Here is a 23233-nt window from a genome sequence, read left to right on the forward strand (position 1 = left end):
ATTAACCTTGCTTGCGTAATGGGAAGGGAATAACAACGGGTGTTTGAGCTTGCAAAGTCAGTGAAGGCCAGCGTGTGCCCATTTCTAAGACAAAGCTTTTATGGGGCCAGCCCCCTTTACGTTTTGTGATGGTGATATCGAGCCCTAATGCATGAGGGGCTAATGTCATACTTAAACTGACGGGCAATGAGAAAAGGCTTTTTTGTGCGCCTTTCAGTAAAAAAGCGAGGCAATCACCCGTCTCACTAGCGACCTGTAAGCGCCGAGCTTGATGAACTTCTAATTCGGATTGCCAAAGCAACACATTACTGCATGCGCCGCTTTTTAAACATTGCTCTGCTGACCACAAAGCTTCTTTGCTGTTTTGTGGGTAAATGAGCAGCACTTTGTTGGGATCGATACCTTGATCGACCAAGTGTTCAGCAGACAAGTAACCTGGAGGTTGAACGAATACGGATAAACGCTCGTGACTGGTATTTTGGAGGTGAGGCAGCAACAGGCGCAGCTCACCGATACCTTGCGCCGTTTGTAGCTCGACCACGCCATGCTTTGGCAATCCGCCTTCGAGCTTTTTATCCAGTATAGGGAAGCCTGTTGGGTGATGGTCTAAAGCCTCAGGAGTCTGGTTACCCTGCCAAAGCCATTGTTTTTGCTTAAGATGTTCGATCAGTTCATACATAACAATTTACCTGTATATATATACAGTATAAATTATTATTATTTATCGGCAAGAGTAGGACTGAACGAGCGGATAAAAAAACGCCTTGTGATCAGTGAATGATTACACAAGGCGTTGCTTTTATTTGTGAATTAATTTTTTAATGCACTACTTTTTTGGCTGTGCATCAATGCACTGGCCATTAACCGCACAGCTTTCTGGGCTCATCAGGTAGAGGTAAAGTGGCATGATATCCAGAGGCGTTTTCAATAATTCTGTGTCTTCTGCTGGGTAGGCTTTTGCGCGCATTGCGGTGCGTGTTGCCCCAGGGTTTATTGCATTAACACGGATGTGAGTGTCGCTTAGCTCATCGGCTAGGATTTGCATCATGCCTTCGGTAGCAAATTTAGACATCGCATAGGTGCCCCAAAATGCTCGGCCGCTGTGTCCAACGGTTGAAGAAGTGAAGATAATGCGTGCCTCTTCTGATTTGTGAAGAAGAGGTAGAATGGCTTGCGTCATCAAGAATTGCGCTTTGACGTTGACTTGCATGATATCGTCGTAAGTGTCTTCGCCAATTTGATCAAATGGGCTGATAACACCCAATAGGCTAGCATTATGCAATACGCCATCGAGACGGCCAAATTGACCTTCAATCGTGTCGGCCATATCCACATAGTTCTGCTTAGTCGCGCCTTTCATATCCAGTGGAATAATAGCTGGCTGAGGGTAACCCGCCGCTTCAATTTCGTCGTAGGTTTGCTCCAGTTTTTTGACTGTACGACCAAGCAAAATCACTGTTGCACCGCGCTCTGCATAAGAGAGCGCCGCCTGCTTACCGATACCAGCGCCCGCGCCAGTAACCAGAATGACTTTGCCTTTCAGGGCATCTGAAGAAACAGCATAATCCACGATCTGTATCCTTATTGTAATGATTTACTTTATGTATCCGTAAGATGGTGGTTACAATACACTAATTCGCACAATTGGGGATATCACATTGGAATTTTTGTTGGACTATGGTCTGTTTTTGGCCAAGATTGTGACTGTTGTGGTCGCAGTGATTGCGATATTGGTTATTGCTAAAGCAGTCAGTGGAAAAGGCGCTTCTGCGAAAGGTGAACTGGAAATCACGAACCTGACTGAACAGCATAAAAATACGGTTGAACAGTTAGAGCATCACCTGCATGACGAGTCATTTATTAAGGCTCGAGATAAAGCAGAGAAGAAGCAAGAAAAAGAGAAAAACAAAGCACGCGAGAAAGAGATCAAGCAAGCGTCCAAAGCGGGCGATCTTGATAGTAAACGTGAACCTCACTTGTTTGTATTAGATTTCAAAGGCAGCATCGATGCTAAAGAAGTCGCTTCTTTACGTGAAGAGGTGACTGCGATTTTGGCCGTTGCACGTGAAGGGGACGAAGTGCTACTGCGTCTTGAATCTGGCGGCGGTATGGTTCATGGCTATGGTCTCGCTTCTTCACAACTGGATCGCCTTAAGGCCGCTAAATTACCTTTGACGATCTCAGTCGATAAAGTGGCGGCCAGCGGTGGTTACATGATGGCATGTATTGCCGATAAAATCGTGTCTGCTCCGTTTGCGATTGTCGGTTCTATAGGGGTAATTGCCCAATTACCAAACTTCAATAAAGTGCTGAAAAAATACGATATTGAGTACGAGCAGCTGACCGCAGGTGAGTACAAGCGTACGTTAACTATGTTTGGTGAAAACACCGACAAAGCGCGTGAGAAGTTTAAGCAAGAGCTGGAAGAAACTCACGGCTTGTTTAAAGACTTCATTCGCGAGCGTCGTCCGGCTCTTGAGCTAGAAAAAGTCGCGACAGGGGAACATTGGTTTGGTACACAAGCGCACGAGCTTGGCCTAGTCGATGAAATTAAAACCTCTGATGATCTGGTGGTTGAAGCGTGTAAAGACAAAACTGTCCTTGCGATTCATTATGTCGAGAAGAAAAAACTGACGTCTAAGCTGGCTGGTATGGCCGGAGAAGCTGCGGATAATGTGCTAATGAAGCTTATTGACCGTGGCCAGCGTCCAATCGTCTAAAAACGTATAGATAATAAAAACGCCCGCCAGCCGCGGCGTTTTTATTTGTCGCGACTCACTTCAAAATTGGCCACGAGATAGTCAATCAGGACTCTAACCCGTTTTACCTTTTGGCTATTACGACTGAAATAGAGGTAAAGGCTAGGGTAGGTTGGCCACATTGGTTCGAGTACAGGGACAAGATCACCACTTTCTAATTCATGCTCTAAAGACGGGAGAACCAAACGGCCAATACCCAGCCCTTCTTTGGCCGCGTCGATCATCAGGTCTGTATCGTTAACCACTAGACCATAAGGAATTTCGACCCCAGTTTGTTGGCCATCCTCGATGAGATTGAGCGGTGCATATTGATTGGAAGTAATAAAGCGATACTGGATCAGTTTATGCTGCGCCAAATCCTCCAATGATGTTGGGACTCCGTATTGTTTTAGATAACTCGGTGAGGCAAACAGCGCTTCTTTCATGGGGGGCGTGAGCTTTCTTGCGACCATGCCTTCTTCAAGAATATTGCCAAAACGAATACCTAAATCAATGCCTTCAGAGATGATGTCTAAAGTGGCATCTGAAATGGATATCTCAAGTTCAATTTGTGGATACTGACGACAAAATTCAGCAAAGCGGCTTTTCAAGTAGGTGTTGTAAACAAATTTAGGCAAGGTGATTCTTAGTTTACCACTGGGCTCATCAGTCAACTCTTGCACGCTTTCAAGCGCATAATTGAGAGACTCCATTGCTGCTAATGTTCGTTCATGCAATAGGCGACCCGCTTCGGTTAATTCAATCTTCCGCGTTGTCCGGTTAAACAATGTTAACCCGACATTATTTTCTAGTAGCTTGAGAGACTGACTAACAGAGGGGGCAGCCATGGCTAACTTTCTTGCAGCGCCACGAATACTGCCTTCTTGAACAATCGCTTGAAAGACTTGTAACTGGTTATAAGTGGTTCCTTTCATGTTATTTCCCAACTGTTAGGTTTTACCTAATTAAAAATTAAAATTTACAGCTCTACAAGTAAAGAATTAAGCCTATTAAAGTAGTGGTCATTCGATGCACACCATGTGCGTCTGCCGAACAAAACGTAGGAGTTGAACATGAGTAAAGTTGTCGTGATTTCGGGCCACCCAAATTTAGAATCATCGTATACGAACAAAGTGGTTCTGGCGCAACTGCAGAGCACCTTCAGCAGTATTGATATTCGTCGCCTTGATGCGCTTTATCCTGACTATCAGATTGACGTAGAAACAGAGCAAACGGCTTTGCTTGATGCTGACGTTGTGGTACTTCAATTCCCATTTTATTGGTATTCAATGCCGGCCTTACTGAAAAAATGGCTTGATGATGTCATGAGTTTTAACTTCGCTTACGGGCCAGAGGGAGACAAGCTCAAAGGTAAGGGATTTATTATCTCAACAACGATAGGTGGACCAGCAGAGTCATATGATCCACTGGGTTACAACCACTTTACGGTAGAGCAATTATTGATGCCGATTCAGCAAACCGCCTACTTAGCGGGGATGAACTACCAAAAACCGATTTTCACTCACGGTATGGTTTACATTCCTGGCGTTTATAATACGCAAGAGGGGGTAGAGGCCAAAGCGGTTGAACACGCAGTGCGTCTAAGCGAAACCATTCATTACTTATTAGAATCGCCGGAAGCAAAAGTGACCGCCTTAGTTAAAACATGGTTTGAGCAGATGGATAAGCTGCAAGAGGATGCGGGTCTATTCCACGCGATGCTACGCAACGATGTGGCGATCACTGCACCGGAAGGTGAATTCAATGGTATTGCCGGCTTTAATGATTGGTACCAAGTATTACGTAGTACCTTTAAACCTAACTGCGAACATGTCTTAGAACAGATTGTAGTGCATGAAAAACAAGGAGAACATGTCGCAGAGATACGTGTTCGCCTCATTGCCGAAACCGTACAAGGAGAGGCCATTAACGTACTCGTTAACGAAGAGTGGTCGGTAGATTTAGATAAGGATAAGCCGCGTATTATTCGCTACAAGGTTGAACCTGTGTAAGTGTAGCTCGACTCAGATAAACAATCGGCCCCTCAGTGATGAGGGGACGATTGCGAGTTACTGTTGGTTTGGATTGCTGGGTTTTTGGTCTGCTGGACGACGGCGCTTCTGACCGTTACCTTTAGGTCCGTTATTCCCCGCTTTGTTCGCGCGTTGCCCTTTGTTTTCCGTCTTCTTATTATTGTCGCCAGACGTTTTGTTATGGCCAAAGTGACGTTTATTCTTGCCAGCAGGTTTATTGCCGCGTGCATTATCACCTGAGCGCTGCCCGTCTTGATGATCAACTTTTGGCTTTTTCGGTTTTTTAGGCTTCTTCGCTTTAATTGGTCGTGTATCCAGTTTGGACTCAGGGAGTTCATTAACAGGTTTAAAGCCCTCTAGTTCAAGGCGGGGCAATACTTGTTGAATTAATCGCTCGATACCAAACAGTTCGCTGGCTTCTGCGGCTTCTACTAATGAATAGGCTTTGCCAACCTCGCCAGCTCGGCCTGTACGACCGATACGGTGGACATAATCTTCTGATACATTTGGCAGTTCAAAGTTCACCACTTGAGGTAACTGCGGGATATCAATACCACGCGCCGCAATATCGGTTGCAACCAGAACTTTTACATCACCCGATTTAAAATCTGCTAGAGCGCGAGTACGAGCACCTTGACTCTTGTTACCATGAATCGGTGCTGCAGTAATCCCTTCTTTATTGAGGAAGAAGGCTAAGCGGTTAGCACCATGCTTGGTTCGACAGAAGACTAAGGTTTGCTTCCAATCACCATCTTTGATCATTTTCACCAGCATGGGTGCTTTTTTACGTTTATCTGCAGGGTAGATGCTTTGCTCGATGGTAACCGCGGTTGAGTTCTCTTTGCTTACTGAGACTTCTACTGGGTCGTTGACCAGACCTTTGGCTAGCTCACGAATTTCAGGAGAGAAAGTTGCAGAGAAAAGCAGGTTTTGGCGCTTAGCAGGCAACAGAGCTAGGATCTTACGAATATCACGAATAAAGCCCATATCCAGCATGCGATCAGCTTCATCAAGCACGAGTACTTCTAGCTGGTCAAACTTGATTGCGTTTTGTTGGTACAGATCCAATAGACGACCAGGTGTTGCGACAAGCACGTCACAGCCCTTACGTAGCTTCATCATTTGTGGGTTGGCTTTCACACCACCAAAAATAACTTGAGACGTAAGACGTTGGTAACGGCTGTATTTGAAAACGTTCTCTTGGACCTGAGCCGCTAGTTCGCGAGTCGGAGTCAGAACCAATGCACGGACGTGGTTCCCTTTAACTCGCGTACCGTTATCTAAACGTTCAAGGATTGGCAGTGTGAAACCTGCGGTTTTACCTGTACCTGTCTGCGCGGCTGCCATGACATCTTTGCCTTGTAATACAGCTGGAATCGCTTGCTCTTGAATTGGAGATGGTTTGTCATAACCCTGTTCTTCAATCGCTTTAAGGATTGGGGCAGAAAGGCCTAAAGAGGTAAAACCCATATATCGTTCTCTGTATGAAGTGAGTATTGGCTAGTTTATTGGCCAAGAAAAAGGGCGCCATTCTGAGCCCTTTAAGTTAGAACATCAACAGAAATTATTGTTCATGCGAAGAGAATCGGCCAATCCCCGGTGCTTTATTGCTTAACCAAGCGAGCAACAGCCCACTGATCAGGCCAAATAAGTGTGCTTCGACCGCGACACGAGCTTGAATCAATTCCGATGTGGATTGGGGGGCGCCCATTGTGATTTCCCAACTGACCTTCGCGATAACGCCAAGAACCAACAAGCCACTGCTTTTTCGGCCATGCAGTACTTCGAGTAGCGCGAAGTAGGCGAACAATCCATGCAGAACACCGGATAAGCCGACATAACTGGTCATGTCACTGAACAAGTTGAGAATACCCACGCAGACGCTAATAACACTCAGTGCCAACAGTAATGACTTTGCACTCGGTTTGAAAATAAAACTGATCACCCAAAGGCCAGCAAGGTTCATTGCTAGGTGGGCAATGTTGGTATGAGTGAAATTTCCTGATACGATGCGCCACCATTGCCCTTGGGAGATCGCTTGGCGGTGCCATTCGGCAAAAGAGGTCATCGGCTCAAATTGCAGGCCTAAACAAACTAAACTAACAGCGATTAACGGAAAAAATAAGCGCACTTTATGTCTCGATACTGTTCTCAATGTGGCAAATCACTTAAAGCGTGTATTTGTCAGTGGATTCAAAGCTTACCATCCAAGGTTGAGTTGGTCATCCTACAACATCCGAGCGAAAGTAATCGGCCAATGGGAACGGCGCGTATCTTAACCTTATCACTGGCGAACAGTTACAGTTTTGTCGGCGAAGACTTTTCACAGCACAGCACTTTGAATCAACTGCTTGCGCAATCAGAGGTTCAGCACTTTGTTCTCTATCCAGGCGAGAGTGCAGTGAGCCATCAACGGGTTGCCGACAAAGTGGCCGCACAGCAAAAAGTACGGATCATTATTCTCGATGGTACATGGAAAAAAGCGTATAAGATGTGGCAGTTGTCGAGCAATTTACACGCCTTACCTTTGATTCGGTTACCCGAGAATTTACAAGGTAATTACCGTATCCGTAAAGCACCGAGTGACAACAGCCTTTCAACCGTTGAAGCGGGTTACCATATTCTGCAGTTGTTGCAACCAGAGACGGACTTTGCCCCCCTGATTGAGGCATTCAATCAGATGATTGAATTTCAAATTAAGCAGATGCCACCGGGTGTGTTTGAGAAAAACTATCTGAGCTAATTAGAAAATCACAGATTAGTGGCTACACTGATCTCTAAGCACTTGATGACTGAGTCATCTGGGTGCGCCGCGACAAGCGGTACTTCGTATAATCCCCCTGATAGGGAGAGGGAGTCTCTACCTGGAGCCGTAAATTCCAGATTACGAAGAGTAAAGTGCATTGCGCTTTTCTCTTTGTATGACTGAAATTCTCCAAGAGAAAAGCGTTTGTTTACAAGATAAGGAGACAAGCGTGAATTTTATCCAACAACTACCAAAAGTTGAGTTGCACTTACACATTGAAGGCACTTTAGAGCCTGAAATGATGTTTGCTTTGGCTGAACGTAATGGCGTTACTTTGCCTTATAACAGTGAGGAGGAAGTCCGAGCGGCGTATCAGTTTTCAAATCTACAATCTTTCCTCGATATCTATTACCAAGGTGCAAATGTGCTACTGCATGAGCAAGATTTCTATGATCTTACATGGGCCTATTTAGAGCGCTGTCATCAAGACAACGTTATTCATACCGAAATCTTCTTTGACCCACAAACTCATACTGAGCGAGGTGTCCCTTTCGAGGTTGTGATCAATGGCATTGTACGCGCATTGGATGACGCAAAAGACAAGTTTGGTATTAGCAGTGGCATTATCATGTGCTTCTTGCGTCATCTCGATGAAGCCAGTGCGTTCGAAACGCTCGATCAGGCACTGCCTTTTAAGCACCACATTGTTGGCGTTGGTCTCGACTCTTCAGAGCTAGGCCATCCACCGGAGAAGTTCCGACGTGTGTTTGAAAAAGCCCGTCAAGAAGGGTTTATTGCGGTTGCTCACGCGGGAGAAGAGGGGCCGGTGAGTAATATTTATGACAGTTTAGAGCTATTGAAAGTCAGTCGAATTGACCACGGTGTACGCTGCGTTGATGATGAAGAATTAGTGACGTCTTTGGCTCAATCACGTATGCCGTTGACGGTATGCCCATTGTCCAATATTAAGCTAAAAGTGTTCGATAAAATGGCGCAGCACAATATCGTTGATCTGCTGCGTAAAGGGCTATGCGTAACCATCAACTCTGATGACCCTGCCTACTTTGGTGGGTATATGACGGACAATTTTCTCGCGGTGGATCATTGTCATCATTTAAGTCGGGAAGAGCTGGCTCAATTTACGTTAAATGCGATTGAAGCAAGCTTCATCAGTGAAGAGCAAAAACAACAGCTAGTTGATAGACTGGATGCGTATATGGCAGGTTAAAAGGCTCAAGGCGCGCTTGAAGGCGCGCCTTAGCAAAACATTAGTGTGACGAGAACAATTGCTGATGCAAACGTTGTGCGTGGCCGTCGGTCATAGACGAAATATAGTCGGCGATAACCCGAAATCCTTCACTCTCTGACGACTTATCTAGCCATTGCTGGCGGACTTGAATCGGCAGCAGGCGCTCAGGATCGGCGCTTAACGCTTCAAAAATGTCCATAATGATTTGTTGTCCTTTGTATTCCACCACTTGAACGTGGGGAACTTGAATTACATAGTCGCTGACAAAGTGCTTTAGAATATCGAGCGCTTTCGCCATAGTAGGCTCAAGGTAGGCATTGAATGCCAGCAGCTCACTCTCAAATGGTGCTTCAACAGGCTTGACGGAGATGCTCGTCAGCAGTGCGTTCACCATGCCACCAATCGCATCTTTACGCTGAAAATGTGTTCCAGAGAACAACATGTCGGTGATTGAAGCGATGTGCTTTTCAAACCAAGGATCACCACAGTCAGCCAGTTGACTTGCAGCGCCTTCGATCCATTGGTGACGATTGACCATCCCCAACACCAAGGCATCCTCCAAGTCATGAACGCCATAGGCAATGTCATCAGCCAATTCCATAATTGAGCAATCAAGCGACTTATAACGAGTTTTACTGTGCTGGTGGTCGTCACGTGGTTCGTCACGCATGGTGCTAAAAAGTTGTCGGTCATTATCGCTCAGAGGAGAGAGCAACCAGTCAAACAGATTGTTATCGCAATCGTACAAGCCTTTGGCTGGCATCCAGTCTCGGGCGCGCAGTTTACGTTGATGAGTGACCCCTTGAGGAATGACCGCCGCGCGAGTTTGACTGATCAGAGCCGGATATTTGATCAGGCCAAGTAGCGTACGGCGAGCCAAATTCATACCGAAGTGTTCTGTGTAGGGCTCTAACTTGGTGACGATACGGAAGGTCTGTGCATTGCCTTCAAATCCACCGTGATCGCGCATCATGTAGTTAAGCGCGACTTCTCCACCATGGCCATAAGGCGGATGACCAATATCATGAGCGAGGCAGAGAGAGTCAATCAAGCTATCGCTTGGCAACAAATCACGAAACTCGGGCTGCTTTTTCTTCAATTGAGCAACAATGCCCGTTCCTAACTGAGCAGCTTCAAGTGAATGGGTCAAACGGGTGCGATGGAAGTCGTCAAAACTGTTGCCGTGGACTTGGGTCTTCGCCTGTAGGCGACGAAAAGCCGCAGAGTGTAAAATACGCGCACGGTCACGTTGGTAGGGGCTGCGATGGTCATCACGACGAATTTTATGCTCGTCGTCATGGCGTTCATGCCATAAATCGCTGATTTGAAACGTCATGGGCGATCTCCCTAAGTTTTTTCTTACCGTACACGTATCCAACTGGGACTTCAAGTGGCAGAAATATAAAGTATTTTTGCCACTTTAAAGTGTAGCTAATCTTTCATACTCATGATGAGTAACGCCGCGATGGCAAGAAAAGCCGTCATCATCAAAAATACATCATTGTAAGCCATGATGGCGGCATCTCTTTGCATTGTGCTAAGTAGGCTCGCTTGTGCCTGATGCATTGCGGTTGCACTGTCGCTGCCTGCTTGCATAAAAAACGCTTGTTGTTGCTGGAGAGTTTGCCAGCCTAACTGACTAACCGAAGGCAGAGACTCTTTGATATGGGCGAGGTGCTCACGCGTCTTGTTGTCTAATAGCGTTGCAATGATGGCGATGCTGAAGGCACCACCCAAATTTCGCATCACATTGGTAAGCGTTGATGCGTCAGGTGTATCCGGTTTGCTGATGTTTTTCATTGCCACCAACGACAAGGGCACCATGATAAATGGGCTACCAATCGCCCTAAGTAGCATTGATAGAATCAGTTGTTGGCCGCCAAAATCAATCGTCATATGGGTATTCACATAACAACTCAAACCAAACATCATAAAGCCAAATGTAACCAGATACTTGGGCTTAATGATTTGAGTAAGCTTAGGAACCAATGGAAAAATCAACAATTGTGGAAAGCCCATCCACATTAACACTTCACCAATTTCCATCGCGTTATATTGCTGAATTTGGGTCAAGTACAGGGGCAGCACGTAAATGGATCCAAGCAGTGCCATACCTAAGATCAGATAAGCAATGCAAGACATGGCGAATTGGCTATCACGCAGCAGTCTCAAGTTAACCAGCGGACGTTTATGCTGCAGCTCATTGATCACAAAATACACTAAACTGACCGCGGAAATAATGGCTAAAGTGATAATGAAACTTGAGCTAAACCACTCTTCACGGTTGCCTTCCTCTAGGACGACTTCAAGGCAACCCAATCCTAAGGCCATCGTAATTATGCCAAACCAATCGGCTTTCAATAATGTACTTAGCTGCAAAGGCTCATCATCTAAACCATAGCGAATCATACTGATCACCAGTAAAGCTGGTGGAATGTTGATATAGAAAATGTAATGCCAAGAAAGATTCTCAGTTAACCAACCGCCGAAAGTTGGACCGATAGAGGGCGCGAAGGTCGCCGTAACCCCAAACAGTGCCATACCCACTGCGCGTTTATTTAACGGCAATAACTGCACGACCAAAGAAAAGGCGAGTGGGATGAGCGCACCGCCACTGAAACCTTGCATTGCACGAAAAACGATCATTGAAGTCATGTTCCACGAAAAAGAACACAGTAATGATGACAAGGTGAAGATTGCGGTGGTCCAAGTCAGGTAGCGGCGTTTACCTAACGCTTTTGACAACCAACCACTCAGTGGGATCGCGATCATTTCTGCGACGAGATATGAAGTGGAAATCCATGAGCTTTCATCGAGCGTGGCTGATAGGGCACCTTGAATGTCTTTCAGCGAAGAGTTGGTGATTTGAATGTCTAAGATGGCCATAAACGCACCGATTAGACCGCCAAACAGAGCGATCCAATGACGTGTTGGTACGGCTTGTTCGTTGTCAGCTACGATAATATGGCTCATTACTTAGCCTCGTGTGTCGATAGTCGCGACGACCGATAGGCCAGGTAGTAATCTCCCTTGCAACTGCTGTTGATCTTCGATAATGATTTTGACGGGTACGCGCTGAACGATCTTAGTGAAGTTACCCGTAGCATTCTCCGGTGGTAGTAGAGCAAACTTCGCCCCTGTTGCGGGTGAAAAACTGTCTACCACACCCTCTAATACTTGTCCCGGGAAAGCATCCAGTTCAATATCGACCTTTTGGCCTTTATGTATCCCTGCAAGCTGTGTTTCTTTGAAGTTGGCTTCAATCCAAACGCCTTGGTTAGGGACTAGGCTCATCAGTGGTGCGCCTGCTTGCACAAGTAGCCCTTCGCGTACGCTACGCTTACCGATTACGCCGTCTGTCGGTGCATAGACCTTGGTATAGTCTAAATTAAGCTGAGCTTGAGATAGTTGCGCCTGTGCTTCTACGACAGCGGCATTGGCCTGTTCAATCTCACTTGCAATGACCAGCAATTGATCATTCGCGGCGGCTAAGCTGGCCTTAGATTGCTCTAAATCGGCTTTAGTGACTTTTTCCTGTGCGAGCATGCTGTCGAGCTCATCTTGAGAAGCGTAATTGCGTTTTAATAAACTACGGGAGCGAGCGACTTGTTGAATGGCGCGGTCGTACTCGGCTTGAGCTGAGTCTACTTGGCTTTTAGCTTGAGCGATTTGACTGCGTTGTAGCGTTTGCTGAGCCACGAGATTTTGAACGCTGGATTGCATGACTGACAAGTGAGCTTGCGCCTGATCTAGCGCCGCTCGAAAATCGCGATCGTCAATTTGCACTAATAGATCACCTTGCTTGACACTTTGGTTATCTGCAACGAAAGATTCCGCGATGTAGCCGGACACTTTAGGGCTGATGTTGGTGATGTCTCCCTGCAAATATGCATTGTCCGTTGATTCAAAATACTGGCCATAACTAAACCAGTATCCGCCACCAAGAATGCCAAGGGACAACATCAAGGCTGTTGCAATCAAAGGTGCTCGGTTGCGTCGATGCGGGCGTTGTTTTGGTGAAGGTTGTTTACTGTCAGTCATGTTGTTCTCTAAGTTACAGTCATTATGAATGTAACGAATTGTAAATGAATCTGATTAATTGATAAGATAGGAAAAAAGGGAAACACTGTTGCAAAAATCTTACTAATTAGCTTGGCGAGGAGTGGATGTGGACTTAAATGCGGTTAATGTTTTTACTCAAGTTGTTGATTGTGGGAGCTTTACTCAAGCCGCTGAATCGCTAGGCATGACTAAGTCTACTGTGAGCCGAAAACTGGCCGAGCTTGAGCAACATTTAGGTGTGAGATTGATCACTCGTTCAACTCGAAGCCTGATTTTGACGCCAGAGGGAGAGCGATTTTACCAATCGAGTCAGCAAATGCTCGAAATCATGACTCAGGCTGAACTTGAAGTGTCGGCCAATCAAGATTTAATCCGCGGGCCTTTAAGTGTGGTTCTACCGGTTGAGCTCGGTCACCAAGTGTTAGGCAGTTACATTAATCAGTTTTTGGTTCAGTATCCTCACGTGACGATGAACTTAGAGCTGACCAATCGAGAAGTGGACATTATTGCAGAAGGCATCGATTTGTACGCTCAAATAGGTGAGCTGGAAGATTCTAATTTAGTCTCTCGTTACCTTGCTGCGTCCAAACGCGCGTTAGTGGCCAGCCCTGATTACCTCAATCAGTTTGGCGAGATTCATAGCCATCATGATTTAACCGCTCCTCATCAGATGGTTGAGGTGTTTAACAAAGCAGTACGTTTACCTAAGTGGCATCTTCAAGCTGAAAATGGCCAGTCCATTCAAATTGATCTTCCGCACCGCTTAAAGGTCAATACCATTACCTCTTGCTTGCAAGGATGTATTGCGGGGTTGGGGATCGCTGTACTTCCAGAGTTTATTTGTCTGGAACATTTTGCCACAGGCAAGCTGGTACGTTTGTTACCTGATTACAAAATGCCTGAGGTTGGAGTGAGCTTGGTATATGCCGATCGTCAGCTTATGCCGAAACGCAAAAAGGTATTGATTGATTTTCTCCTCGATGCGTTCCATAGGCATCACTAACTTATTTCATCTAGCGAGAGCTCAAAACTTGGTGCGAACGTATTGAGGAAATAATCCATCTCTGGGGTATGGCGTTCTTTTAGGGTGATATCGAGACGTTTTTTTGCCAGTGCATATTCGTGATTGCCTGCGCTGAGTTCTTCAAGACACTTTAAATAGGCGCAGATAGTGTCGGCTTGCTTAACAATGGCGGCATCTTCTGGATGAGCCGATTGAGACACCAAGTAGGGGGCAAAGTCATCTCGAAACTCTTCCGGAAGCATGGAGAGTAGCTTTTGTTCTGCTGCGGCTTCTATCTTTTTATATTCTTTAGCGATTTCTGGGTTGTAGTACTTTACGGGTGTGGGTAAATCACCCGTTAGGACTTCACTGGTATCGTGATACATGCCAAGTATTGCGATTCTTTCCGGGTTAAGGTTACCGCCGAATTTCTTGTTTTTAATGACCGCTAAAGCGTGGGCAACGAAGGCCACTTGCAGGCTGTGCTCTGAGATATTTTCGCTTGAGACAGAGCGCATTAATGGCCAACGCTGAATCAGCTTCATTCGGGCGAGGTGGGCAAAGAAGTGGCTCTCCTTTGGATTACTGTTTGGCATGGGGTCCTCCTAAATAAAAAGGACACTCAACGAGTGTCCTTTAAGCATATGAAACTTCGAAGCTAATTACTACTGACTGTAAGTCGATAAGAAACGTTCAAAGCGGCCGATCGCCATTTCTAAATCTTCAACATGTGGCAAGGTGACGATGCGGAAGTGATCAGGTTTCGGCCAGTTGAAACCAGTCCCCTGAACCAGCAGCACTTTTTCTTGAATCAAGAAGTCGAGCACCATCTTCTGGTCATCTTTGATGTTGTACATCTTGGTATCGATTTTCGGGAACAGGTACATGGCACCTTTCGGCTTAACACAAGAGACCCCAGGGATCTGGTTGATCAATTCCCAAGCTTTGTCACGTTGCTCCAGCAGCCTGCCACCTGGCAAGATCAGTTCATTGATACTTTGATAGCCTCCTAACGCGGTTTGGATCGCATGCTGCATAGGTACGTTGGCACACAGGCGCATCGAGGAGAGCATATCAAGGCCGTTAATGTAGCCTTGAGCTTGATGCTTCGGGCCAGTTAAGAACATCCAACCGCCACGGAAGCCGCAGACACGGTATGCTTTTGATAAGCCGTTAAAGGTGACGACTAAAACATCTTCAGTCAGCGTCGCTACTGAGGTGTGGGTCGCGCCGTCATAGAGGACTTTATCGTAGATTTCATCGGCAAAGATGATCAACTTGTGCTGGCGGGCAATTTCAATCACCTCGAGTAAGAAATCACGACTGTATACCGCACCAGTAGGGTTATTTGGGTTAATCAACACAATGCCACGAGTCTTTGGTGTGATCTTACTTTTAATGTCGTCGAGATCTGGGTACCAGTCGGCTTCTTCATCACACATATAGTGGACGGCTTTACCACCAGACAAAGCGACCGAAGCTGTCCATAGTGGGTAGTCAGGTGCGGGGACGAGCATTTCATCGCCGTTGTTGAGAAGCGCTTGCATCGCCATGACGATCAATTCTGAAGCGCCATTGCCGACATAAACGTCTTCGACATCGAGTGAGCGTATCCCTTTACGTTGGTAATGTTGCACCACCGCTTTACGTGCTGAGTAAATGCCTTTGGAATCGCAATAACCTTGCGAAGTTGGCAGATTACGAATCACATCGACTAGGATTTCGTCAGGGGCGTCAAAGCCAAATGGGGCGGGGTTACCGATGTTTAGCTTCAGTATTTTATGCCCCTCTTCCTCCATGCGCTTAGCATGTTTAAGTACAGGACCCCTAATGTCGTAGCAGACATTATCGAGTTTTGACGACATCCCGATATTTTGCATTGATTAAAACCTAAAAATAATTGAATTTCTTTATTAAAGTACATCAAAAAGAGTTTTTTTAGAATAAAAAACTGAATGAATTCTTTGATTTGTTAGTTTTTTCTTACAGCCGGATTTGTCGCAAAGAGAGCGAAAGCCACAAGGTTAACTTTTGTAGCACGTCTGTAATCACAGGATTTTGCAAAACATTAGTTTCAACCTTGATTTGAATGGGGTCTATAAATAGAGTAGCAAGCTACAATAAATAATACTCTGTGTGCATACGAGGCTGATTTGTCGAATTTTCATCAAGCCGTTACTGAACTGATTGAACGCGTAAAGGATGCGGAGGACGGCGTTACCCGTCTGGTTCAAGTTCTTGAGGAAAAGCCTGACTTTATATTTGTGGATTGGTTAGAGGCGCAGCCAATCTTCCCTAAGTTTTATTGGCAATCTCGTGATACCCGTGAAGAAGTCGTCTCGCTTGGTCAGTTACACACTTTTGTCGAGCCTGCTCCAGCCTATGCCATATTGGCTGGAGATCAACGTATTTGGGGCGGTCGCTCCTTTGATGGCAGAACGGATAAAAATCGCCGCTGCATGTCTTCTTTTTTCTTTTTACCGCAGATAGAGCTGATTCGTTTTGACAATCGTTGGTCGCTGGCAGTGAACTTAGGGGCAACGAAGCAGCATACACTTGCGAGTTTAGAGAAGCTTCAATTGGATATTCGCACTCTCTCGCCGATTTCCGCTCACGTCGAAAGCATGCACCATACTCCTAACAAAGAGCAGTGGACCGAACTGGTCAATAAGGTTTTGACCGGGATTGAGCGAGGTGATTTCAAGAAAGTCGTATTGGCACGAAAAACGACCGTGACACTCGATACGCCAATCTGTGCGGCGCAGTTTCTCAAGTCAAGTTATCTGCAAAACCATCACAGCTTTCACTTTATGTTGGCGTTGGATAAAAAACATAGCTTCATTGGCTCAACACCAGAGCGTTTGTACTCGCGTCAAGGGCAGGAACTGCATACAGAAGCACTCGCTGGAACCATTGGCCGAGGAGTCAATGCGACCCAAGATATGCAGCTTGCAAACTGGCTAAGCAATGACAGCAAAAATCTTAACGAAAACCAATATGTCGTAGACGATATTATCGAGCGTCTGACACCTCATTCAGAGCAAGTTGAGGTGGAGCAAGAAGCGAGATTGGTTCGTTTACGCAAGGTACAACATTTAAAACGAAGTATTCACGCGCATTTACACAAAGGTATCAATGGCGTTCAACTCTTAGCTGCATTGCAGCCAACGGCCGCTGTCGCTGGTTTACCTCGTCAAGAATCGATGGATTTCATTCAACAACATGAACCGTTTGCACGAGGTTGGTATGCAGGTTCTATGGGCTACATTAGCCATGAAAGAGCAGAATTTTGTGTCGCCATCCGGAGCGCTCTGGTTCTAGAAGAGCAAGTCCAACTGTTTGCCGGTGCTGGCATTGTTCCCGGTTCAATTGCCGAGCATGAATGGCAAGAGCTGGATAAAAAAATGTCGACTTTGTTGTCTCTCATTTCTGATAATCCACCGTTAGGAGTCGCCTCATAAATGAGTGTTGCGTTGCCTCAATTCAATCAAGCGGTGGTCAACCGTATTTGGTGTCAGACGATTCTTGAAGAATTAACTCGATTTGGTGTCACTGACATTTGTGTTGCTCCTGGCTCTCGTTCTACACCGTTAACCTTAGAAGCTGATGAAAGCCCGAATTTAACGTTGCATACTCATTTTGATGAACGTGGATTGGGCTTTTTAGCACTTGGACTCGCGAAAGCCAGTCGCAAACCAGTGGCGATTGTTGTTACGTCTGGAACGGCTGTCGCAAATTTATTGCCAGCGGTTGCAGAAGCGAAGCTTACCGGAGAAAAACTGGTGCTACTCACGGCAGACCGGCCTATGGAGTTAGTTGGGTGTGGGGCCAATCAAGCCATCAGTCAAGTAGGGATCTTTTCTTCTCATGTTACAGGTGCAATGAACCTACCAAGCCCATCTTTAACCACCCCGCTTAAATGGTTGCTGACATCCATAGATGAGTTGATGCACAGTCAGACTCGCTTAGGAAGTGCTGTCCACATTAACTGTCCGTTCCCTGAGCCTTTGTATAGCAATGAAGATAAATCCATTTACCAAGATTATCTTGACTCTGTTTCTCACTGGTGGGAAAGCGATCTTCCATACGTACAACACCCCGTGAGTTCTGCTCACGAGCCGATACCAGCTGTTCAGTGGAGTAATGAACGCGGCGTTATTGTATTAGGCAGTGTGTCACTGGCTGAGGCCAAATTAGCTAAGCAGTTGGCTCAGACACTAGGCTGGCCTTTATTGAGTGATCCTCAGTCAGGCGTGGGGTCTGCATGGGCACATTACGATCTGTGGTTGCAAAACCCTGAACGATCGAAGGCTCTTAATCAATGCAATGTCATCCTACAAGTGGGCGCGCGGATTATTTCAAAGAGACTTACTCAATGGCTAACAGCACAGGTTGAGCTGCGAGGAGCGGCCTACCATTACTTATCGCCAAGCAGCGAGCGCAATAATCAGACTCATCTGATGCAAGTTCACCATGTCGCAGACATTACAAGCTGCTTAAGTGCCACGATTGAATCGATATCGCCTCAACTTACTGGTCAGAGCGGTTGGGCGGATAGCTTGAGTGAGTTAGCGCAGCAGGTGGCTAACTTGGCGGCATTGCATTTGAGCACCGATTCGGCACTGGATGAGATTGGGCTCGCACTGAGTGTGAACGAGCTGCCCCCACAAACTGAGATCTTTTTAGGTAACAGCTTATTTGTACGCTTGGTTGATATGTTCAGTAATCTGGAAGAGTATCAGGTGTATAGTAACCGTGGAGCGTCTGGGATTGATGGTTTGGTTGCGACGGCGTCCGGAGTGATCCGCCATAACCAAGTGCCGTGTGTGCTCTTCATTGGCGACACTTCATTGCTTTACGATACTAACTCTTTGGCATTGCTGACTCATCAGCAAAAGCCAGTTGTCGTTGTGGTCATGAACAATGATGGCGGCGCGATTTTCGATTTGCTTCCTGTGCCTGAGCAGCAAAAGCAGCCTCTATATCAAATGCCTCATGGATATGATTTTGAATTTGCCGCCAAGCAATTCAAACTGAAATACGCTCGGCCTGAAACCTTATCCCACTATAATCAAGTTGTGCTTGAGCACCTTAATCAAGGGCAAGGGGCATTGTTGGTTGAAGTGAAAACACCGCCTCAACATGCCTCACAGCAACTGAAAGGGTTTATCCAACAAGTCCATGCTTTATAGTCTTGCAAGTCCTAATCTAAGTGGCTCCCAGCCTGTCGCGGTGTTTTTACATGGCTTGCTGGGTTCGGGGGCGGACTGGCGAACTACCCAAGTTTATTTGTCCGAATATCCGTTTGTGCTGGTGGACTTACCTGGTCATGGGCTAAGTGCGCTTGAATCGTGTGCTGACTTCAAACACTGCTGCGATCAAATATCTGACACTCTTCTTACTCATCTAGAGCCACATCGTCCTATAGTATTAGTCGGTTATTCTATGGGAGGCAGAATTGCCATGTCTGGTCTTGCTCATGGTTACTTTTCTGCTCTTAACGTTCAGCGACTGATTGTAGAAGGTGGTAACTTTGGATTGCAGTCTGAAGCAGACAAACAGCAGAGGTGGCAACACGATCGCTCATGGGCGAACCGGTTTCGTTGCGAGCCGATTGAACAGGTATTAAGCGACTGGTATCAACAGCCTGTGTTTAGTTCGCTAAACCATGAGCAAAGACAAAAACTGGTGACCAAGCGCAGTGCTAACCTAGGTCCATCGGTCGCGAACATGCTTGAAGCAACATCGTTGTCCAAGCAGGATTATTTGCTCGAGTCTTTAAAGGAGACTGGAGTGAGAACACACTATATATGTGGTGAAAAAGACAATAAGTTTAGTCAGTTGGCCAAACGAAGCGGTTTGTCTTTTAGCCAAGTTGCAGGAGCGGGGCACAATGTTCATGTTGAACAGCCTGAAGCGTTTGCAGCTATCGTTAAAGCTCAGCTTGAAGATTTTCATCAGTTGGGTTGAGCCAGTAAGAAAATAAATTAGGAATCACCATGGCAAAAACAGTCGGTATCTCAGAAGAAGAACTATATGCTCCAGTAAACTGGAATGACTGCAGCGGTGAATATGAAGATATTCAATACCATAAATCAGAAGATGGCATCGCTAAGATCACTATCGCTCGTCCACAAGTTCGTAATGCATTTCGCCCTCAAACGGTAAAAGAGATGATCAATGCACTCGCTGATGCGCGTTACGATGAAGGTGTGGGCGTGATTATCTTGACTGGCCTTGGCGAAAAAGCGTTTTGTTCCGGCGGTGACCAAAAAATTCGTGGTGACTATGGCGGCTACCAAGATGACTCAGGCACGCATCATTTAAATGTACTGGATTTCCAACGTCAGATCCGTACCTGTCCGAAGCCGGTTATCGCATCAGTAGCGGGCTGGGCTGTTGGCGGTGGTCATGTATTGCACATGATGTGTGACTTAACCATCGCTGCAGAAAACGCTCAGTTTGGTCAAACAGGCCCGAAAGTGGGTTCGTTTGATGGGGGCTGGGGTGCATCATACATGGCACGCATTGTTGGCCAGAAGAAGGCTCGCGAAATCTGGTTCCTATGTCGTTTCTACGACGCACAAGAAGCACTTGATATGGGCTTAGTGAATACGGTTGTACCGCTAGAAGAGCTTGAAAAAGAAACCGTGCGCTGGTGTCGAGAAACGCTTCAACATAGCCCGATGGCATTGCGCTGTTTGAAAGCAGCTCTAAACGCCGACTGTGATGGCCAAGCGGGTCTACAAGAATTAGCGGGTAACGCGACTATGATGTTCTACATGACGGAAGAAGGTCAGGAAGGTCGTAATGCGTTCAATGAAAAACGCCGTCCAGACTTCAACAAGTTCCCACGTAACCCTTAATTTTTCGTTTATATCGTCGTGCCGGCCTTAACGAATAAGTTGAGGCCAAAGCGTCGACATCAACGTATAAATGGGTGAAATATCCAATACAAGCTACATTTACATCAATGAATAAAGGGATATTGCTATGAGATCAGCCAAACTGTATCGCTACGAATTGCCGATGGACAGTGGGGTGATACTGCGTGACGAACGACTGAAACAGAGAGAGGGCTTTATCATCGAATTGAATCGAGATGGTGAAGTCGGCATGGGGGAAGTTGCACCATTGCCCGGTTTCAGCATCGAGACGATGGATGAGGTGTACTCACAGCTTGTTGAGCGGCTAGCGTTTTGGCAGCAAACGGGTGAGTTTGATTTAGAGAACTTGTACCCCTCGGTCGCGTTTGGTTTGTCGATGGCGCAACTTGAGATCGAAAAGCAGCTACCGCAAATTGGCAGTTATCAAGCGGCACCGCTTTGCTCGGGTGACCCCGACGAGTTGATCCCAAAACTGGATGCGATGACCGGTGAAAAGGTTGCAAAAATCAAGGTAGGTCTTTACGAACCAATCCGTGATGGCATGCTGGTGAGCCTGTTTCTCGAGTCGATTCCGGATCTCACCTTACGCTTAGATGCGAATCGAGCTTGGACAGCGGAAAAAGCGCAACAGTTTGCTAAGAAAATTGCCCCTTCACTGCGCGGTCGTATTGCCTTTATTGAAGAGCCATGCCAGTCACCGGGAGACAGTTTTTCGTTTGCCATTGATACAGGCATTGCTATCGCGTGGGACGAAACTCTGCAGCACGCGATTCGTAAGGATGACTTTAAGCTGGAAGACCTAAATGGTGCGAAAGCGGTGGTGATTAAACCAACTCTGATCGGCTCCATTGCAAGCTGCATTGAGTTAATCGAGTCTGCGAAGTCGCTGGGTATTAAAGCTGTGATTAGCTCAAGCATTGAATCAAGTTTGGGACTCACTCAATTAGCGAGGTTTGCACACTGGCAACTACCAGATGAAGTGCCGGGTTTGGACACGGTCGGGCTGTTTGCACAGCAGTTAGAAATCCCTTGGCCGGGGTGTGAGCTGCCAGTCGTCAAATTGGCAGAGCAAAGTCTGATTTGGCAATCCTAATGCAACAGCAAGTATCACCACTTAAACAATGGGCTCAGTCGAGCCCATCTTTGTTAGCGTTAGTGACGCCAACCAGAAATTACACTTGGGCTGAACTAGAAACGCTGGTTTCAGAAACGGCTGCAGGGCTTGCCGAACAGGGCGTAACCCCTGGTGAAGTTGTCACTTGTGTTGGCAAGAACAGTGTTGAATCTGTATTTCTGTTACTCGCTTGCCTTGAATTAGGGGCAATCTGTGCATTGACTATGCCTCAAGAAGCCAGTGAACTTGAGGTCAAACTCGACACGCTTTATCTCTTGAAGCAGGGAAGGAAAGTTTGGTTCGCAGACCCGAATCAACCAACCAGCTCGATTAAGATTCATCAATGCCGAGCGTCGAATCTAAGCTGGGCATACGATCCAGATTCTATTGCGACGATCGTTTTTACCTCTGGATCGACGGGGGTGCCAAAAGCCGTAGCGCATACCAGTCGACAACATCTCGCTTCAGCGAGCGGTCTACTACAGCGATTTGGTTTCTCTCAGGGCGATACATGGCTGCTCAGTCTTCCCTTATACCATGTGTCAGGTTTAGCCATTGTCTACCGCTGGCTCCAGCGTGGCGCGACACTGAAAGTGGGCAGTGGAGATCTACACAAGGACATCCAAGGTGTTACACATGCCTCTTTAGTCGCAACGCAGCTAAAACGTCTGCTAGACAGCGAGGTTGAGTTAACGCTTTCAAGGGTGCTGCTTGGTGGGAGCCATATACCACAAAGTTTGAGTGCACAGGCGGCAGCCCGAGGCATCGATACTTGGCTTGGCTATGGTATGACAGAAGCCGCCTCTACGGTGACGGCTAAAGCCATCGATGGAAACTACAGCGCTGGCTTCGTGCTACCTAAACGCGAGGTAAAGCTGCAAGGAACGCGTATTTTGATTGGCGGCGAAACCTTGGCTTCAGGGTACTACTACCAAGGAAAATTAACCCCTATTATGGTTGATGGCTGGTTTGATAGTAAGGATTTGGGCGAGTGGCGAGGAAGTGAGTTAAATATCATTGGCCGAGCCGATAATCAGTTTATTTCTGGTGGTGAGAATATCCATTGTGAAGAGATTGAGTTGGTGCTCAATCAACTAGACACTGTGCGGCAAGCCATTGTTATTCCAATTGAAGACAGCGAGTATGGCCATCGACCAGTTGCCGTGATTGAGTGCGATACTATGCCTAGCGCTTCTCAGATTGAGTCATTGTTAAAATCTCAGCTTAGCAAATTCAAATGGCCAACGGCTTATCATAAGATGCCGAATGAGCTGCTAAAGAGTGGGATAAAAGTATCGCGTAATCAAGTCAAACAGTGGCTCACTCGCCAACTTAGTTAATTTAGCAATTTCATAGTCCAAATCTGAATTTATCTTTCTTATAACTCTAACTCATAATGTT

At 46.4% G+C, this 23233-nt stretch carries 21 protein-coding genes and 1 riboswitch; of the genes, 11 read left to right on the forward strand and 10 right to left on the reverse strand.

Annotation, left to right across the window (positions count from 1 at the left end; genetic code table 11):
* Position 1: 1 nt before the first annotated feature.
* Positions 2-679 carry a translesion DNA synthesis-associated protein ImuA gene (gene imuA, locus RH45_RS18770; protein WP_008080245.1) on the reverse strand — a complete coding sequence of 226 codons (678 nt, stop codon included), beginning with the start codon at positions 677-679 and terminating at the stop codon, positions 2-4.
* Positions 680-826: 147 nt separating this feature from the next.
* The gene (locus RH45_RS18775) at positions 827-1570 is read right to left on the reverse strand and encodes a YciK family oxidoreductase (protein ID WP_008080246.1); all 744 of its coding nucleotides are present in this window, start codon (positions 1568-1570) and stop codon (positions 827-829) included.
* A gap of 88 nt (positions 1571-1658) precedes the next feature.
* Here RH45_RS18775 and sohB point away from each other — a divergent pair, with 88 nt between their 5' ends.
* Positions 1659-2720: a protease SohB gene (gene sohB, locus RH45_RS18780; RefSeq protein WP_008080247.1), complete on the forward strand. Its 1062-nt coding sequence runs from the start codon at positions 1659-1661 to the stop codon at positions 2718-2720.
* A gap of 41 nt (positions 2721-2761) precedes the next feature.
* On the opposite strand, the gene RH45_RS18785 is transcribed toward sohB, so the two are convergent.
* A complete protein-coding gene (locus RH45_RS18785) occupies positions 2762-3673 on the reverse strand; it encodes a LysR family transcriptional regulator (RefSeq protein WP_008080248.1) in 912 nt (303 codons plus the stop codon).
* A gap of 138 nt (positions 3674-3811) precedes the next feature.
* On the opposite strand from RH45_RS18785, the gene RH45_RS18790 reads away from it, so the two are divergent.
* Positions 3812-4750 (forward strand): NAD(P)H-dependent oxidoreductase, encoded by a 939-nt coding sequence (locus tag RH45_RS18790; protein ID WP_008080250.1) that lies wholly within the window; start codon positions 3812-3814, stop codon positions 4748-4750.
* A gap of 57 nt (positions 4751-4807) precedes the next feature.
* Here the strand turns inward: RH45_RS18790 and RH45_RS18795 are convergent, their stop codons facing one another.
* Positions 4808-6241 carry a DEAD/DEAH box helicase gene (locus RH45_RS18795; protein ID WP_008080251.1) on the reverse strand — a complete coding sequence of 478 codons (1434 nt, stop codon included), beginning with the start codon at positions 6239-6241 and terminating at the stop codon, positions 4808-4810.
* Between the two features lie 94 nt (positions 6242-6335).
* Positions 6336-6902, reverse strand: coding sequence for a rhombosortase (gene rrtA / locus RH45_RS18800; protein WP_008080252.1), 567 nt, complete (start codon positions 6900-6902; stop codon positions 6336-6338).
* A 3-nt stretch (positions 6903-6905) separates the two neighbouring features.
* On the opposite strand from rrtA, the gene RH45_RS18805 reads away from it, so the two are divergent.
* Positions 6906-7514, forward strand: a complete 609-nt coding sequence (locus RH45_RS18805) for a tRNA-uridine aminocarboxypropyltransferase (RefSeq protein WP_008080253.1) — start codon at positions 6906-6908, stop codon at positions 7512-7514.
* A gap of 64 nt (positions 7515-7578) precedes the next feature.
* Positions 7579-7678, forward strand: a riboswitch (purine riboswitch).
* 14 nt (positions 7679-7692) lie between these two features.
* Positions 7693-8745 (forward strand): adenosine deaminase, encoded by a 1053-nt coding sequence (locus RH45_RS18810; protein ID WP_008080254.1) that lies wholly within the window; start codon positions 7693-7695, stop codon positions 8743-8745.
* Positions 8746-8785: 40 nt separating this feature from the next.
* On the opposite strand, the gene RH45_RS18815 is transcribed toward RH45_RS18810, so the two are convergent.
* From RH45_RS18815 to RH45_RS18825, 3 genes are all read right to left on the reverse strand, one after another.
* Entirely contained in the window at positions 8786-10102 is a 1317-nt protein-coding gene (locus tag RH45_RS18815; protein WP_008080255.1) for an anti-phage deoxyguanosine triphosphatase, read from the reverse strand.
* Between the two features lie 95 nt (positions 10103-10197).
* Positions 10198-11739 (reverse strand): DHA2 family efflux MFS transporter permease subunit, encoded by a 1542-nt coding sequence (locus RH45_RS18820; protein ID WP_008080256.1) that lies wholly within the window; start codon positions 11737-11739, stop codon positions 10198-10200.
* A gap of 3 nt (positions 11740-11742) precedes the next feature.
* Positions 11743-12807 (reverse strand): HlyD family secretion protein, encoded by a 1065-nt coding sequence (locus RH45_RS18825; protein ID WP_008080257.1) that lies wholly within the window; start codon positions 12805-12807, stop codon positions 11743-11745.
* 127 nt (positions 12808-12934) lie between these two features.
* On the opposite strand from RH45_RS18825, the gene RH45_RS18830 reads away from it, so the two are divergent.
* Complete coding sequence (locus RH45_RS18830) at positions 12935-13831, forward strand: LysR family transcriptional regulator (protein ID WP_008080258.1); 897 nt, start codon at positions 12935-12937, stop codon at positions 13829-13831.
* Here the strand turns inward: RH45_RS18830 and yfbR are convergent.
* Entirely contained in the window at positions 13828-14427 is a 600-nt protein-coding gene (gene yfbR / locus RH45_RS18835; RefSeq protein WP_008080259.1) for a 5'-deoxynucleotidase, read from the reverse strand. The genes RH45_RS18830 and yfbR overlap by 4 nt on opposite strands.
* A 69-nt stretch (positions 14428-14496) precedes the next feature.
* Positions 14497-15711: a pyridoxal phosphate-dependent aminotransferase gene (locus tag RH45_RS18840; RefSeq protein WP_008080260.1), complete on the reverse strand. Its 1215-nt coding sequence runs from the start codon at positions 15709-15711 to the stop codon at positions 14497-14499.
* Between the two features lie 273 nt (positions 15712-15984).
* On the opposite strand from RH45_RS18840, the gene RH45_RS18845 reads away from it, so the two are divergent.
* The 6 genes from RH45_RS18845 to menE all read left to right on the forward strand — a co-directional run bounded on the left by RH45_RS18845 (position 15985) and on the right by menE (position 23172).
* Positions 15985-17292: an isochorismate synthase gene (locus RH45_RS18845; RefSeq protein WP_008080261.1), complete on the forward strand. Its 1308-nt coding sequence runs from the start codon at positions 15985-15987 to the stop codon at positions 17290-17292.
* Positions 17293-19023 carry a 2-succinyl-5-enolpyruvyl-6-hydroxy-3-cyclohexene-1-carboxylic-acid synthase gene (menD, locus tag RH45_RS18850; protein ID WP_008080262.1) on the forward strand — a complete coding sequence of 577 codons (1731 nt, stop codon included), beginning with the start codon at positions 17293-17295 and terminating at the stop codon, positions 19021-19023.
* Positions 19013-19801, forward strand: coding sequence for a 2-succinyl-6-hydroxy-2,4-cyclohexadiene-1-carboxylate synthase (gene menH, locus RH45_RS18855; RefSeq protein WP_039958921.1), 789 nt, complete (start codon positions 19013-19015; stop codon positions 19799-19801). The genes menD and menH overlap by 11 nt, the downstream gene beginning before the upstream one ends.
* A 29-nt stretch (positions 19802-19830) precedes the next feature.
* A complete protein-coding gene (gene menB, locus RH45_RS18860) occupies positions 19831-20697 on the forward strand; it encodes a 1,4-dihydroxy-2-naphthoyl-CoA synthase (protein WP_006878209.1) in 867 nt (288 codons plus the stop codon).
* 127 nt (positions 20698-20824) lie between these two features.
* Positions 20825-21811: an o-succinylbenzoate synthase gene (menC, locus tag RH45_RS18865; RefSeq protein ID WP_008080264.1), complete on the forward strand. Its 987-nt coding sequence runs from the start codon at positions 20825-20827 to the stop codon at positions 21809-21811.
* Positions 21811-23172: an o-succinylbenzoate--CoA ligase gene (gene menE, locus RH45_RS18870; RefSeq protein WP_008080265.1), complete on the forward strand. Its 1362-nt coding sequence runs from the start codon at positions 21811-21813 to the stop codon at positions 23170-23172. Before menC ends, menE begins: the two co-directional genes overlap by 1 nt.
* The last annotated feature ends 61 nt before the right edge of the window (positions 23173-23233 follow it).

Source organism: Vibrio sinaloensis DSM 21326 (assembly GCF_000189275.1).
Classification (GTDB): Bacteria; Pseudomonadota; Gammaproteobacteria; order Enterobacterales; family Vibrionaceae; genus Vibrio; species Vibrio sinaloensis.